General features: G+C 75.9%; 11 protein-coding genes. 5 read left to right on the top strand and 6 right to left on the bottom strand.

The window, feature by feature from the left end:
* Positions 1 to 13: 13 nt before the first annotated feature.
* From ACFWVC_RS24900 to ACFWVC_RS24890, 3 genes are all read right to left on the bottom strand, one after another.
* On the bottom strand, positions 14 to 1,240 hold the full coding sequence (locus ACFWVC_RS24900; RefSeq protein ID WP_384290217.1) for a ferritin-like protein: 1,227 nt from the start codon (positions 1,238 to 1,240) through the stop codon (positions 14 to 16).
* 348 nt (positions 1,241 to 1,588) lie between these two features.
* Complete coding sequence (locus tag ACFWVC_RS24895) at positions 1,589 to 2,263, bottom strand: YoaK family protein (protein ID WP_384290212.1); 675 nt, start codon at positions 2,261 to 2,263, stop codon at positions 1,589 to 1,591.
* A gap of 193 nt (positions 2,264 to 2,456) precedes the next feature.
* Positions 2,457 to 3,890: a fibronectin type III domain-containing protein gene (locus ACFWVC_RS24890; protein WP_384290209.1), complete on the bottom strand. Its 1,434-nt coding sequence runs from the start codon at positions 3,888 to 3,890 to the stop codon at positions 2,457 to 2,459.
* Between the two features lie 245 nt (positions 3,891 to 4,135).
* Between ACFWVC_RS24890 and ACFWVC_RS24885 the strand changes: the two genes are divergently transcribed.
* Both ACFWVC_RS24885 and ACFWVC_RS24880 read left to right on the top strand, forming a co-directional pair.
* The gene (locus tag ACFWVC_RS24885) at positions 4,136 to 5,110 is read left to right on the top strand and encodes a YbhN family protein (protein ID WP_384290206.1); all 975 of its coding nucleotides are present in this window, start codon (positions 4,136 to 4,138) and stop codon (positions 5,108 to 5,110) included.
* A gap of 109 nt (positions 5,111 to 5,219) precedes the next feature.
* Positions 5,220 to 6,632: an amidase gene (locus tag ACFWVC_RS24880; protein ID WP_384290203.1), complete on the top strand. Its 1,413-nt coding sequence runs from the start codon at positions 5,220 to 5,222 to the stop codon at positions 6,630 to 6,632.
* On the opposite strand, the gene ACFWVC_RS24875 is transcribed toward ACFWVC_RS24880, so the two are convergent.
* Positions 6,629 to 8,002 carry a serine hydrolase domain-containing protein gene (locus ACFWVC_RS24875; protein WP_384290200.1) on the bottom strand — a complete coding sequence of 458 codons (1,374 nt, stop codon included), beginning with the start codon at positions 8,000 to 8,002 and terminating at the stop codon, positions 6,629 to 6,631. The two genes, ACFWVC_RS24880 and ACFWVC_RS24875, sit on opposite strands and share 4 nt — an antisense overlap.
* A gap of 237 nt (positions 8,003 to 8,239) precedes the next feature.
* Between ACFWVC_RS24875 and ACFWVC_RS24870 the strand changes: the two genes are divergently transcribed.
* The 3 genes from ACFWVC_RS24870 to ACFWVC_RS24860 are packed head-to-tail and all read left to right on the top strand — an operon-like array spanning position 8,240 to position 12,260.
* On the top strand, positions 8,240 to 8,938 hold the full coding sequence (locus ACFWVC_RS24870) for a FadR/GntR family transcriptional regulator (RefSeq protein ID WP_384290198.1): 699 nt from the start codon (positions 8,240 to 8,242) through the stop codon (positions 8,936 to 8,938).
* Positions 8,935 to 10,392, top strand: a complete 1,458-nt coding sequence (locus ACFWVC_RS24865; RefSeq protein WP_384290195.1) for a hypothetical protein — start codon at positions 8,935 to 8,937, stop codon at positions 10,390 to 10,392. Before ACFWVC_RS24870 ends, ACFWVC_RS24865 begins: the two co-directional genes overlap by 4 nt.
* Entirely contained in the window at positions 10,389 to 12,260 is a 1,872-nt protein-coding gene (locus ACFWVC_RS24860) for a GMC family oxidoreductase N-terminal domain-containing protein (RefSeq protein WP_384290193.1), read from the top strand. Before ACFWVC_RS24865 ends, ACFWVC_RS24860 begins: the two co-directional genes overlap by 4 nt.
* On the opposite strand, the gene ACFWVC_RS24855 is transcribed toward ACFWVC_RS24860, so the two are convergent.
* Positions 12,253 to 12,768, bottom strand: coding sequence for a PaaI family thioesterase (locus tag ACFWVC_RS24855; protein ID WP_384290191.1), 516 nt, complete (start codon positions 12,766 to 12,768; stop codon positions 12,253 to 12,255). The genes ACFWVC_RS24860 and ACFWVC_RS24855 overlap by 8 nt on opposite strands.
* 78 nt (positions 12,769 to 12,846) lie before the next feature.
* The gene (locus ACFWVC_RS24850) at positions 12,847 to 13,581 is read right to left on the bottom strand and encodes a siderophore-interacting protein (protein WP_384290189.1); all 735 of its coding nucleotides are present in this window, start codon (positions 13,579 to 13,581) and stop codon (positions 12,847 to 12,849) included.
* Between the last annotated feature and the right edge of the window lie 60 nt (positions 13,582 to 13,641).

Below are 13,641 nucleotides of genomic sequence, written 5' to 3'. Positions count from 1 at the left end.
ACTCCACGGGCGGTCAGTGGGCCGGTGGGCCGCTGTCCGCGGTGGCGAGACGGCCCCCGGCGGGGTGCACGACATGGAACTGGGGACCGTAGGTGTGGCCGCTGCCGTCGGGGAGGGGCATCTCCATGAGGGCGACGGCGGACTCCTCCAGTTGCGTCATCACCTTGACCGCCATGTCCAGGGCGTGGGCGTCACCCGTGCCCCAGGCGGTCTGGAGGCCGCGCAGCATCTCGCTGAACCTGACGTCGAAGTGCTGGAGCAGACGGCCGGGTTCACGCGCCGGACGGGGCCAGCCGCCGGCCGGCACGACGCCCATGGGGCGGACCTCGGGGAACGGGACGAGGTCGCCGGTGAACTCCCACAGCCCGCCGACCCGGCGCAGCGCGCGCCCGTGGTAGATCTCGGCGAAGGCGTAGTAGTGGCCGAGGGCGTCATGGGCCAGGTGCGCCTGCGGGGAGGAGGAAGTGCCCTCCCCCTGCTCCTTGATGATCTCGATCGCCCACTCGACGTCCCCGGGCGAGGTGATGGGCCGCAGCGCGTCCGCGCCGATCCGCTCGGTCATCTGGCCGCGCGCGGTGAGATCGGGCCGGACGTCGCGGAATGCGTCCAGCAGCCCGTCGTAGAAGTCGCCGATGGTGGGCGGCCCGCCGAGCGCGCGCAGCAGCGGGTTCTCGGGCATCTCGATGCCCATCATCACGTCGTGGACGTACCCCTTGGTGAGCCCGGACAGGTACACCGTGAGCTCGCTGCGCACCCCGCCGGGCAGCGGCCCCGGGTACGCCGGCACCGCGCCCGCGATCCAGGGGCGGCCGCCGACGGCGGTGAGCATGTTGCACGCCAGGCCCATGTGGAACATCTCGTCGATGACGATGCTCCGGAGCCTGCGGGCCACCTCGCCGCGGCGGTCCTTCACCGACCACCAGGCGCACAGATAGGGCGGGATGGTCGACAGCTCCAGTTGCACGGCGATCTGCAGTGCCTGCCGGATCCAGCGCACGTCGCGGCCGGGCGCGGGGATCTCCAGCAGCCGGGCGACCGTGCCGCGCTGCATCGCCCGCGCGGCGCCGGGAGCGGCGGCAGGCGCGGCGGCGTGCGCCGGGCCGCCGAGGACGACGGGCCCCACGGCGGCCAGCGCGGCCGAGGCGACGAACCCCCGCCGGCCGAGCGCCGCGGCGTCGTCGGGCGCGTCCGCCGGGCCGTCGCCCGGTCCGTTGTCGGTGTCGTCGCGGCGCTGAGTCACCCAGTTCTCCGTCCCCGAGGAGCCGTCTGCGGAGGCTGGCGAAGCTACCAGCCGGCCCCGGCGCCCCTGGGGCGCTGCGCCCGGCGTGGCGGCGGGCACCGCCCGTGCGGCGCAATGGCGGCAGGGGACGCCGGGAGCGGCCCCGGGGAGCCGGTCGGGCCGGAGGCCGCTCGAGTGCCCGCTGCGGAACGGGCGCGCGAAGGCCCGCCGAAGAAGGCTGTTTGGAGCGCGGGAGACAGGGCAGCCGACACTCGCGGCCGCACAGCCGCGGGTGTGTGAGAAAGAGCCCAGGGCGCCGGGTTTCCCCCGGCCCGGCGCCCGGTGCCCGCGTCGGGCTCGCCTTCCGGGTCACTCCCGTGAGCCGGGGACGGCCGCGAGGGCGACGGCGGCGAGCAGCACCAGCGCCGGGGCGAGCGCGACGGCGTTGCCGTGCCGGATCTGCAGCAGGCCGCCGACGAGGGCGCCCGCGAACATGGCGGCGACCGACAGCACCCGGCGCGCGGTGGCCGGTCCCCGCCGGTCGGCGGCGAGCCCAGTCAGGGTGAGGGTGAGCACGGTCGTCGTCAGGTCGGGCACGGCGAGCTTGCGGACCACGGCGTTCTGCAGGCCCATCCCGAGTGCCAGCAGCACGATCGGCACATACCGCGAGGTGTCCGCGACGCAGGTGCCCATGGCGGCCGCCACCAGGACCGCGTGCGCGGCCACCAGCAGCGTGAACAGCCGTACGGGGTGCGCCACCCGCAGCACCAGCCGCCCGCCGGCCGCCGCCCCGGCGAAGAAGGCCGCCCCCGCGGTCAGGGACGCCAGGGCGGAGAGCGAGCGGTCCCCGGCGAGCGCGAATCCCAGGAAGACCACGTTGCCGGTCATGTTGGCCACGAAGACCCGGCCGAGGCCGAGGTAGCTGACGGCGTCCACCACGCCCGTGACGAAGGTCAGGACGAGGAGCAGCGGCGGCAGCACCCCGTGGTGGCCGGGGGTGCCGGGGAAGAGGCGGGCGGCGGCCCGGCCGAGCGTCGAGTCCATGGCGAAAGCCTGGCCGCACCCGCGGCCGGGCGCCACGTCCGTCCGGTCACGGCACCGGCACCAGCACCGGCACCGGCACTTCGCGTATCGCCAGGAGCCTGCCGACGCCCAGGAGCAGGTGGTGGAACACCCGTGCGGCGCACGGCGGTCACGCTCCCGTCGCCGGCAGCCAGGGCCCGCGCCCCGACCGGCATCAGGCGGTCACGGCCGCCCGCCGCCGGCCGGGCGCCCGCACGCCGGACAGGTCGCGCACGGTCACGCTGTTGCGGTCCGCCACCCCACGGCCGAACGCGAACAGCGGCCACAGTCCGGCCGCGACGCGGCGGCTGCGTTCGCTCCAGCGGCGGGCGGCCGCGCCGCGGGTCTTGTAGAAGTTCAGGGCGAAGCCGCCGGTGTGCACGCGCAGCAGGCAGAAGCCGCCGGGGTACTCCTTCACGGCGCCGACCTCCTGGAAGGTGACGCCCGGCGCCCCGGGCAGGACCGTGCGCTTGTTGCGGTGGGTGTGCCCGGCGTGGTGGAGGAAGACGCCGGGGGCCGCCGCGTAGCCGTCGAGCAGGGCGCGCGCCTGGCGGCAGTTCAGCCGCTGCCCGCCGGTGACGGGGAACGGGGAGTCCGGGACCGCGAGCGGGTGGTGGCCGAAGACGACGGTCGGCTGGTCGGCGTGGTCCCGCAGCCGGGCGCGGAACCAGGACAGCTGCTCGGGCGACAGTCCGCCCGCGTCCCCGCCGTTGCCCGGTTTGTCGTAGGTGTCCAGGCCCATGATCCGCAGCCCGTGCAGGTCGTGGTCGAACCACCCGGGACCGTCCGGCGCGAAGGGCCCGGCGCCCGCGCCCGCGGCCGGCGCGCGGTCGTGGTTGCCGGGCACGGCGAACCAGTCCGCGCCCTGCCCGCCGAAACCGTCCAGGATGCGTTTGGCCTCGCCCAGGTCGGCGGTCGCGCCCCCGGCGGAGAGGTCCCCGGCCGCCAGCAGGCAGTCGGCCCCGCGCAGGCGGGCGTCCTCGACCAGCGCGCGGCCCATGATCCGCGGGTACGGCGCCAGGCCCGCGTCCTGCCCGACCCCGCGCATCAGCGGGACCCCGGCGACCAGTCCCGCCCTGGTCTCGCCGAGATGCAGGTCGTTGCAGAGCGCGACGGCCAACAGGAAGCTCCCGGGCGGCGGTTGCGGCGTCGTGAAGGCGTAGGGACCGCCGCTGCCCAGGCCGAACGGGGACGTCCCCACGGCGTTCCCGCCCACCAGGTGCAGCGGTGTCGGCACCGCCACCGCCCCCCGGGAGCGGGCCCGGTAGTAGTACGTCCGCCCCGGCTCCAGGCCCGTCAGCTCCACGTGGTGGTGGGCGGTCGGCCCGTCGTCCCCGTACGCGGTGCGGTCCAGGCGCGCCGGATGCGTGCCCCAGGCGACCTCCCCCTCGGTCGGCGCGGGCACCATCGCGCCGGTGCCGTCGTCGGTGCCGGGCACGCCCGTGTACCAGGTGATGACGGCCGAGTCCTCGGTGAGCGTGACCAGTTCCAGGTGGACGGCCGCCACGGCGTCCGGGTGCGGCGGGCGCCACGACGCCGTCCGCCGTCGCAGCGACGCGGATGCGGCGGCCGTCAGCAGGGCCGGGGCGGCGGTCAGGCAGCAGCGCATACTCCCGGCGTGCCCGCGCGGGGTGAACGGCGGCGGTGCCGGCGGCGTCCGCGCCGGGTCGGGGCGGCGTACGCGCGGCGCCGCCGTCCCGGGCGTCGCACGGGCCCCGTTCCCGCCATCGTCTTTCCGCCATCCGCACAGCGGCCGCACGTCAGCGGGAGGACACCGGAAAGTCGTGTCCGCAGGGCAAGAAGGGACGACAGTACCTGCGGACAGGCGCGTGAGGCGCGGGGGCTAAAGAGATCATGGCCATATCCATCCAGCACATCCGAGCCGTCCTGCGACGGCTCCCCGTCCGTCAGATCGCCTGCATGGCCCCCATCGTGCTGGTCGGCTACTGGGTCGTCCTGCACTGGCCGCTCATAGCCTCCGGCGGGCAGCAACTCCTCGACGCCAACCGGGCCTGGCTGCTGGCCGCGATGGCGGCCACCGGGCTCGGCTGGGTCGCGGTGTCCCTGATGCGGCAGGGCGTCGTCCTGGAACGGCTCCCCGCCGGACGCCTGCTGGCCACGCAGTTCGCCGCGGGCGCCGCCAACCACCTGCTGCCCGCGGGCATCGGCGCCAGCGCGGTCAACCTGCGCTTCATGCGCGCGTGCGGCCTGCCGCCGGCCCGGTCGGCGGCCGCCATCGCCCTGTACTTCCTGGCCGAGTGCGTGGGCCGCGGGGCACTGCTGGTGCTGCTGATCGCCGTCTTCCCGCACGCGCTGCGGCTGCACGGCCTGCTGCCGAACGGCATCTCCTTCTCGGTGGGCACCACGGCCGCCGTGATCGCCGCCGTCTGCGCGGCGGCGGTGATCGGCCTGCTGGCCGTGCGGAAGGTGCGCACCGCCGTCCGGACCTTCCTGGCCACCGCGCTCACCGACGCCCGCACGCTGCACGCCCGGCCGTCGCGGGCGGTCGCGCTGTGGGCCGGGGCGCTCGCCTTCCCGGCCCTCCAGGCGGCGGGCCTGGTCGCCGTGTCGATGGCCCTCGAGATGCCCGTGCCGATCGGTCATGTCGCCGTCGCCTACGTCGCGGCGAGCATCGCAGCCGCGGCCCTCCCCACCCCGGGCGGACTCGGCTCCGTCGACGCCGCGCTCGTCTTCGCCCTCGTCGCCTCCGGTGCCTCCGTCGCGGCGGCCACCTCCGTCGTCCTCGGCTTCCGCATCGTCACCGTCTGGCTGCCGCTCATCCCGGGCGCGCTCACGCTCGGCGCGCTGGTGCGCTGGAAGGTCGTCTGACCGGCGCGACCCCCGCCCCGCGCCCCTCGGAAACCCCGTGGTCGGCGGGGCTCGGCGCGTGTCACCCTGACCGCCGGACAGGAGCCCGGGGGCCGGAGGAGTAGGGGCGTTGGAGCCGCACGAGTACGCAGAGCAGGACGCCGTCGGCCTGCGGGAGTTGATCCGCGCGGGCGAGGTGACCGCGGCCGAGGTCGAGACCGTGGCGCGGCGCGCGCTGGCCGAGGCCGGCGCCGAACTGAACGCCCTCACACTGCCGTTGTTCGACCCCGCTCCCGCCCACGTCGCGGACGGGCCACTGGCGGGCGTGCCGTTCGTGGTCAAGGACGGCGGCCCGTTCGTCAAGGGCGTGCCCTTCACGCTGGGCAGCCGCGCCGTCCGGGGCGCCGTCGCGGACGCCGACCACGACCTGATGGGCCGGTTCCGGGACGCCGGGCTGGTGGCGCTCGGCCAGAGCACGGCACCGGAGTTCGGGCTGAGCTTCGCCACCGAACCGCTGCGGTACGGGCCGACCCGCAACCCCTGGGACCCGGCGCGCGGCGTCGGCGGCTCCAGCGGCGGCGCGGCCGCCCTGGTGGCCGCGGGCGCGGTCCCGCTGGCGCACGCCAACGACGCGGGCGGTTCGATCCGCATCCCCGCGTCCTGCTGCGGCCTGGTCGGGCTGAAGCCGTCCCGGGGCCGCACACCGTCCGGGCCACTCGCGGGCGAGGCCGCCTTCGGGCAGCAGACGGAGTTCGCCCTGACCCGTACGGTGCGGGACGCCGCCGCACTCCTCGACGCCGTCGGCGCGCCCGTGCCCGGCGACAAGGTGACCCTGCCGCCGGTCCCGCGCCCCTTCGCCGACGCGGTGCGCTCGGACCCGGGACGGCTGCGCATCGCGCTGACCACCGCGGCGTGGACCGGCGACGCGGTCGACCCGCAGGTCGCCGCCGTCACCGTGGACGCGGGCAAGGTTCTGGAGTGGATCGGGCACACCGTGGCCGAGGCCTCCCCCGCCGTGGACGGCGAGGACCTGGTGGAAGCCTCGGTGCTGGTCGCGCTGGCGAGCGGCGGGGCGGTGCTGCGGGCGGCGCCCCGGCTGGACCGGTCGCGGCTGGAGGCGGTGTCGCGCGCGGTGCTCGCCGAGACCGAGGCGTGCACCGCGCTGGAGCTCATGGCGGCCGTCGACGCCCAGCACCGGGTGACGCGCGCGGTCGGCCGCTTCTTCACCGCGTACGACCTGCTGCTCACCCCGACCTTGGGCGCCCTGCCCGCGCCGCACGGCACGCTCGTCCAGGACGACCCGCGCCACACCGTGCGGTCCTGGCTGCGGCGGCTGTTCGCGTACGGCCCGTTCACGGCGGCGTTCAACGTCGCCGGGAACCCGGCGGTCAGCCTGCCGCTGGGACTGAGCCGCGAGGGGCTGCCGGTCGGGGTGCAACTGGTCGCCGCACAGGGCCGGGAGGACCTGCTGCTGGGCGTCGCCGCCCAGCTGGAGCAGGCCGTTCCGTGGCGGGACCGCAGGCCGCCGTACGCCGTCGGCTAGGTCGTGCCGGGGGTGGGCGGGACGACGGGGACGGTGGGGCCGGAGGTGGGCTGGACGGGGGTGGGCTGGACGGGGGCGCTCGGGGGAGCGGAGGGCGAGGCCGTCCTGGGCGAGGAGCTGGGGACGGGGGTGGGCGGGGTGCTGGCCATCGCCGGGAACGTGTAGACGTGGCCGGGTGACACGATCTTCGTGACGGCCTGGGCGAACAGGGTGCTGGGCTCGCTGCCCTGGTGCGCGGTGTCGCTGTTGAGCAGCAGGACGAGGGTCGCCTCCGCCTGCGGGAGGTAGACCACCACGGCCTGGTAGCCCGGCAGGGAGCCGTTGTGGCCGATCCAGCCGTGGTTGTCGAAGACGCCGAGGCCGTAGCCGGTGCCCGGGAGCCCGGTGGGCTGGAAGTCCAGGCGCTCCTTCTGGCTCGCGGGGGAGAGGATCGTCCCGGTGGCCAGGGTGTGCGCCCAGGTGCGCATGTCCCGCAGCTCGGAGACCATGGCGCCGGCGGCCCAGGCCCATGAGGGGTTCCAGTCGGTGGCGTCGGTCTCCGCCCCGTTCACCGTGTCCGTCGTGTAGCCGTGGGCGTGCGGGTCGGGGAAGGTACTGCCCTTGGGGAAGGACGTACGCCCCAGCCGGGCCGGCGAGATGACGTTGCGTTGCAGATAGGCGGCGAGCGGCTGCTTGGCGACCTTCTCGATCACCATCCCGATCAGTACCGTGTTGGTGTTGGAGTACTGGAACTTCTTCCCGGGCGGGAAGTTCGAGGGGTGCTGGAACGCGTAGGCCAGCAGTTCGGCGGGGAGGAACTCGCGCTTGGGGTTCTCCTTCAGCGCCTTGTCGAAGCCCGCGTCCTCGGAGTAGTTGAACAGGCCGCTGCGCATGTCGGCCAGCTGGCGCAGCGTGATCTTGTCGCCGCCGGGCACGCCGTCCACGTACTTCCCGACCGGGTCGTCCAGCTTCACCTTGCCCTGGTCGACCAGCCGGAGCAGCCCGGTGACGGTGAAGGTCTTGGTGACGCTGCCGATGCGCATGTACAGGTCGGAGGTCATCTTGGCGTTCGACTGCTTGTCGGAGACGCCGAAGGCGCGCACGTAGGCGCCCTTGCCGTTCGCCCACACACCGGCGATCACGCCGGGCACGCCCGTCTCCTTCAGCACGTCCTGGATCGCCGAGTCGAGCCGCTTGGTGATGTCGCCGCTCAGCTTGGGAAAGGCCGCGCTGCCCGGTGGGGCCGTGCCGTCCGTGGACCCGGTGGCCGGGGACGAGGACGCCGCGGCGGGGGCGGTGGCGTTCGGCCGGTCGGTGCGGGTGGGGCCGCCGCAGGCCAGGGCCGTGGGAAGGGCCGCGGCGGCCAGCGCCACCGCGATCGCCCGACTCACGTTGCTGCGGTTCCGGGGCGGACGTGCGCACGTGGGCGTCATGTCTGTTCTGTGCCTTTCGGCCGTGGGATGAGGACGAGGGCGCGCCATCGCGAACGTAAGCCGCACGCCGGGGAACGGCGACCGGAGAGCGGCCGGGCACGGCCGTGCGGGTGACGACCGTCCGCTGCAGGGGTCTTGACGGGGCGTCGGATCGTTGGGTTGAGTGGATGAGCCACTGAGCCACTGGAGGGTGAGATGGAAGCGCTGCCGCGTGAGTCGATCGTGGACGTCCTGGAGGACCGGCTGCGCGAGGAGATCCTCGCCGGCCGCCACCCCGCCAGCAGTCTTCTGCCGCCCGAACGGCAGCTCGCCGAGGGATACGGCGTCACCCGCACCACGCTCAAGCACGCCTTCGGCCGGCTCGTGCAGGCCGGGCTGCTGGAGACCCGGCACGGCATCGGCACCCGCGTGCGCGACTACGAACGGCTCGGCGGCGCCGACCTGCTGCCGATGCTGGTCCGGCACGACGCGCGCTGGCTCGGCGAGATCTTCGAAGTACGGCGCGGGGTCGGCACGTTGATCGCCGGTACGGCCGCCTCGCGGGCCACCGCCGCGCACCTGGCCCGGCTGCGGACCCGGGTCGAGGCCGTACGCGAGGCCGAGCAGCCGGACGCGGTGCAGCTCGCCGACGCCGAGGTGCACCGCGCGCTCGCCCGGGCGACCGGCAACCGCGTCTACGTGCTGCTCACCAACACCCTCTTCAACGCCTACCTGCCGATGCGGCGTCACCTCTCCGGTCCCTTCCAGGACCCGGAGGAGGCCCACGGACGGCTCGAACCGGTCGTCGCCGCCGTCGAGGCGGGTGACGCCGCGGCGGCCCGCGAGGCGGCGGAGGCCTATCTGAACGCCACCGAACGGATCATGCGCGCCGGGCTGAAGGCGGCGACCCGGTGAACGGCCCCCGTGCCCCCCGCGCGCCCCGTACCCCGCGCGGCACCGTCTTCGCCGAGACGATGACCGGCACCGTACGGCTGTCCGGCGAGGACCGGGACCGGCCGGTGCGGATGGAACTCACCGTCCGCAGCGACCGGTTGCTGCTCCCCCACCGCACCACGCCCGCGCGGGTCACCGGACGGCTGCGCATCGCGGGCCGCGCCGACGACCCCGCGGTCACCGGCACCCTGGAGATCTCGCCGCTGGCCCGGCGGCGCATCCACTACCGGCTGGAGTTCACCCTCGACGGGCGCAGTTGCGTCCTCGACGGCTGGAAGTCGGTCACCCCGCGGCACCCGCTGCGGTCGATGACCGTCCTGCCGTTCACGCTCACCCTGGACGGCTCCCCCGAACCGGCCGGCACCGGGACGCTGCGCTTCCGCACCGCCACCGCGCTCGGGCCGTTCCTCGCGAGCTTCCGTTTCCCGGTCCGTGACAAGGCCCGCGACGAGGCCCGCGCGCAGTGGGCGCCGCGCTCCGGCGGCGCCCCCGGCCGCACCGAGGTCTGGTACACGACCGCCACCGACCCCGCCACCGGCGCGGGACTGTGGCTGCACCACGAGGTGGTCACCCCTGCCGACGGCGGCGGCGCCCACGCGCACGGCTGGGCGGCGGTCTTCCCCGCCAAGGGCGCGGAACCGGTCGAGCACGCCCGCTTCGGGCCCGTACCGTGGGACGCCGGCGCCGACGTACCCGACGGCTTCGCCGCGGGCGGCGTCGAGGCCGTGCCGGGGCGGCTGCGCGGCACGGCCGGCACCCTGTCCTGGGATCTCACCGAGGACCCGGGGGACGCCGGACCGCTCTACACCTTCCCCCGCTGGTCGTGGCGGCGGCCGCTGCTCCCGGCGGCGCAGATCGTGCCGTCGCCGCGGGCCCACTACACCGGCCGCGTCCGCCACGGCTCCGGCGAGCTGGACCTGCGCCGGGCACCCGGCGCGTCGGCCAGGATCTACGGGCACGGCAACGCCCGCCGCTGGGCGTGGCTGCACGCCGACCTCGGGGGCGGCGACGTCCTGGAGATCGTGGCCGCCGTCTCCACCCGCCCCGGGCTGGACCGGCTTCCCCCGCTCGTCTTCCTCCGCCTGCGCAAGGACGGCCGAGACTGGCCGCGCGGCGGACTGCGCCCCGCCCTCGGCCGCGCGGGCCTGCGCCGCTTCACCGCCGACATCGGCCTCCCGCGGTGGATGGTCACCGGCCGCGCCGGCGGGCGGCGCATCACCGTACGCGTCACGCAGCACCCCGAGCGCACCCTCACCCTCGACTACGCCGACCCCGACGGCGCCCCCGCCGTCTGCCGCAACAGCGAGACCGCCGACGCCCACGTCCTCCTCGAACGCCGGGCCGCGGGCCGCTGGCGGACCGAGGCCGAATGGACCCTGGACGGCACCGCCCACGCGGAGGTCGGCGACCGGTGAGCGCGCTGAAGGGGCTGGTGGCGGCGCTGCTGGCGGCCGAGGGAGAGGCCGGGGGAGAGGGGGACTGGACCGCGGGGGTGGCCGGGCGGCTGGAGGGCCTGCTCGCGGCGATGCCGGCGGAGGCACGCCACGGATTCCGGGCCGCGGCGGCGGCGGTCGACGGCTACGCCAGGACGCGGACCGGGCGGCGGCTGGAACGGCTGACGCCGGATCAGCGGGAGGCGGTGGTGACGGGGCTGGCGGCCCGGCCCGCGCTGCTGCCGCTGCTGGACGTGGTGAAGGTGCCGGTGCTGCTGGCGGCCGGGACCGAGCGGATGCTGCGCGCGGGCGCCCCGGCCGCCGTGCCGGCCGCCCCGCAGGACCCGCCGCTGGACTGCGTGCCCGCCGCCCGGTGGCCGGACCGCTCACGGGCCGACGCCGTCGTGATCGGCTCCGGCGCGGGCGGCGCGATGGCGGCGCGGACCCTGGCGCGGGCCGGGCTGCGGGTGCTGGTCCTGGAGGAGGGCCGCCGGCACACCACCGCGGAGTTCGGGCGGCGGGCCCCGCTGGACCGCTTCGCCGAGCTGTACCGGGACGGCGGCGCGACCCTCGCCCTCGGCAGCCCGCCGCTGGTCGTGCCCACCGGCCGCGCGGTCGGCGGCACGACGGTCGTCAACTCCGGTACCTGCTACCGCACCCCGGACCATGTGCTGGCCCGCTGGCGCAAGGAGTACGGGCTCGGCGCCTTCGCGGACGCGGAAGCCTTCGGCGCGCGCCTGGACGAGGTCGAGCGCACCCTGCGGGTGGCCACCCAGCCGCTCGACGTACTGGGCCGCAACGGCACGCTCGCCCTGCTCGGCGCCCGCGAACTCGGCTGGCGGGCGGGCCCGCTGCGCCGCAACGCGCCCGGCTGCCGCGGCTCGTGCCAGTGCGTGGTGGGCTGCCCGGCCGGGGCGAAGCAGAGCGTGCAGCTGTCGGTGCTGCCGCAGGCGTGCGCGGCCGGGGCGCGGATCGTCACCGGCGCGTCGGTGCGCCGGGTGCTGACCGATCCGGACCGGCCCGGCGGCCCGCGGGCCTGCGGGGTCGCGGTGCGGCGCTCCGACGGCAGCACGCTGGAGATCCTGGCCCCGCTGGTGGTGGTCGCCGCCGGTGCGCTCCAGACCCCGCCGCTGCTGCGCCGCTCCGGGCTCGGCCGGCATCCGCGGATCGGCCGCAACCTCGCCGTGCACCCGGCGACGAGCGTGGCGGGACGCTTCGCCGAGCCCGTCGCGGACGGCGGCCCGGCGGTGCTGCAGAGCGCGGGCGTGGAGGAACTGCACGCGGACGGCATCCTCATCGAGGCCACGGCCCCGCCGCCGGGCATGGGCTCCTTCGTCCTGCCGGGCGTCGGCAGTGAGTTGCGCGCGGAGCTGGAGGACTCCGGCCGGCTGGCCACGTTCGGCGCGATGATCGCGGACCGGCCGGGCGGCCGTGTGCTGGGCCGCGGGCGCCCGCTGCTGCGCTACGACGTCGACCCGCGCGACGGCCGGCGTCTGCTGCGCGCGGTGCGCGCCATGGGCGACCTGCTCTTCGCCGCGGGGGCGTGCGAGGTCCTCACCGGCATCCCGGCCGGGCCGAGGGCCCGCACACCCGCCGAATTCCACGCCGCATTGGACAGCGTGACGATGCGTCAGCTGCATCTGTCGGCGTTCCACCCGACCGGCACCGTCGCGATGGGCGCCGACCCGCGCACCGCGCCCGCCGGGCCGGACGGGCGGCTGCGCGGCGTGACGGGCGTCCACATCGCCGACGCCTCCGCGCTGCCCAGCTGCCCGGAGGTCAATCCGCAGCTCAGCATCATGGCGATGGCCCTGGCCGTGGCCGAGGCGGCGGTGGGGACGGTCAGCTGAGGCGGATCACCGCGCAGGTCGTCGTGGCGTGCGCGTAGAGCTTGCCGTCGTGCGTGCCGACGACGCGCGCCTCGGCGGTGGCGGTCGTCCGGCCGACGTGCAACGCGGTCCCCTCGCAGCGCAGCGTCGGCGTCCCCGCGAGCACCGGCCGGATCATGTGCACCCCCAACTGGACGGTGGTGTAGGCCGATCCTGCCGGCAGCCGGCTCATCACGGCGGAGCCGAGCGCCGAGTCCAGCAGGGTGGCGAGGAAGCCGCCGTGCACGGTGCCCATGGGGTTGAGCAGGTGGTCTCCGGGGTCGCCCTCGAAGACGGTGCGGCCGTCGCCGACCTCGACGAGCCGGAAGCCCAGGGTGCTCATGATGGACGAGGCCGGGAACCGCCCGTCCAGCGCGCCTTGCAGGACCTCGCGGCCGGTCATGCCCAGGATCTCGGGGGTCGGCTCGGGGCGGTCCTGCCAGGTGTGGGTGCGCGATCGGGTCGCCGTGGCGGCTTGGTACGTCGTCATGCCGTCGAACCTAGGCGCCGCCGCGGGCCGCCGGGAGTGTCGCTCCCGGCAGTCTCGATACCGTTTCCGACACCCGGCTCACTCCATTCCGCGCTTGCCGGGGCTCCAGAAGGGCTTGGTCAGCACCGACCGGCGCTCCCAGCCGCGTTCGCGGACCAGCACGTTGCGTACGAGTTGCACGGTGCGGGCCTCTCCCGCGACGTAGGCGACACCGCCCGCAGGGTCGTCCGGCAGATCCAGCGCCCGGACGGCCTCGGCGAGGCCCTCGGACGCCGCGGCGGACGCGTCGCCGCGCAGCCGCCAGGCGAGCCGGTCCGCGTGCGCCAGGGACAGCCGGTCCTCAGCGGTCGCCGTCTCCACGCAGCCGTGCACGGAAGCGTCCCCGGGCAGCGCGGCGAGCATGGCGCCCAGCGCGACCATCGCCGTCTCCTCCCCCACGAAGACGTGGAACCCGGCCTCCGGCCGCGGCACGAACGACCCCTCCGGCCGGCCCAGCCGCACCCGCGTCCCGGCCTCCGCCGCCAGGCCCCAGCGCGCGCCGGGCCCCGGCTCCGGATGCTCCATCACGCACAACTCGATCGCTCCGGCCGGGTCGTGGCGCCACACCGAGTACGTCCGCCGGGTCAGCCCGTCCACATGCACCCGCACCTGCTGCCCCGGTCGGCAGTCCGCCTCGCCCAGCCCCGGCCCCTCGATCCGCAGCCGCCGCATGCGGGCGGCCACACGCTCCACGGCCACGACCGTGCCGTGCAGCAGGAACCGGTCGAGCAACCGGTCCCGCAGGGGCGTGCGTGGGGTACTGGGCGCGCTCATGGGGGGAACTCCTCACCGCTGGGCCGGAGATGCGGGTCCACCGTAGGCTCCGGGGGACCC

It is taken from the genome of Streptomyces sp. NPDC058691, from assembly GCF_042714775.1.
In the GTDB taxonomy this organism is placed as follows: Bacteria; Actinomycetota; Actinomycetes; order Streptomycetales; family Streptomycetaceae; genus Actinacidiphila.
The sequence above is the reverse complement of the archived record's forward strand: the minus strand, read 5'-3'. Positions and strand labels throughout refer to the sequence as shown.

Coding starts and splice junctions, on each gene's coding strand:
- ACFWVC_RS24855 (WP_384290191.1), bottom strand. CDS start 12,768: ATGACGACGTACCAAGCCGCCACGGCGACCCGATCGCGCACCCACACC.
- ACFWVC_RS24850 (WP_384290189.1), bottom strand. CDS start 13,581: ATGAGCGCGCCCAGTACCCCACGCACGCCCCTGCGGGACCGGTTGCTC.
- ACFWVC_RS24890 (WP_384290209.1), bottom strand. CDS start 3,890: ATGCGCTGCTGCCTGACCGCCGCCCCGGCCCTGCTGACGGCCGCCGCA.
- ACFWVC_RS24885 (WP_384290206.1), top strand. CDS start 4,136: ATGGCCATATCCATCCAGCACATCCGAGCCGTCCTGCGACGGCTCCCC.
- ACFWVC_RS24895 (WP_384290212.1), bottom strand. CDS start 2,263: ATGGACTCGACGCTCGGCCGGGCCGCCGCCCGCCTCTTCCCCGGCACC.
- ACFWVC_RS24870 (WP_384290198.1), top strand. CDS start 8,240: ATGGAAGCGCTGCCGCGTGAGTCGATCGTGGACGTCCTGGAGGACCGG.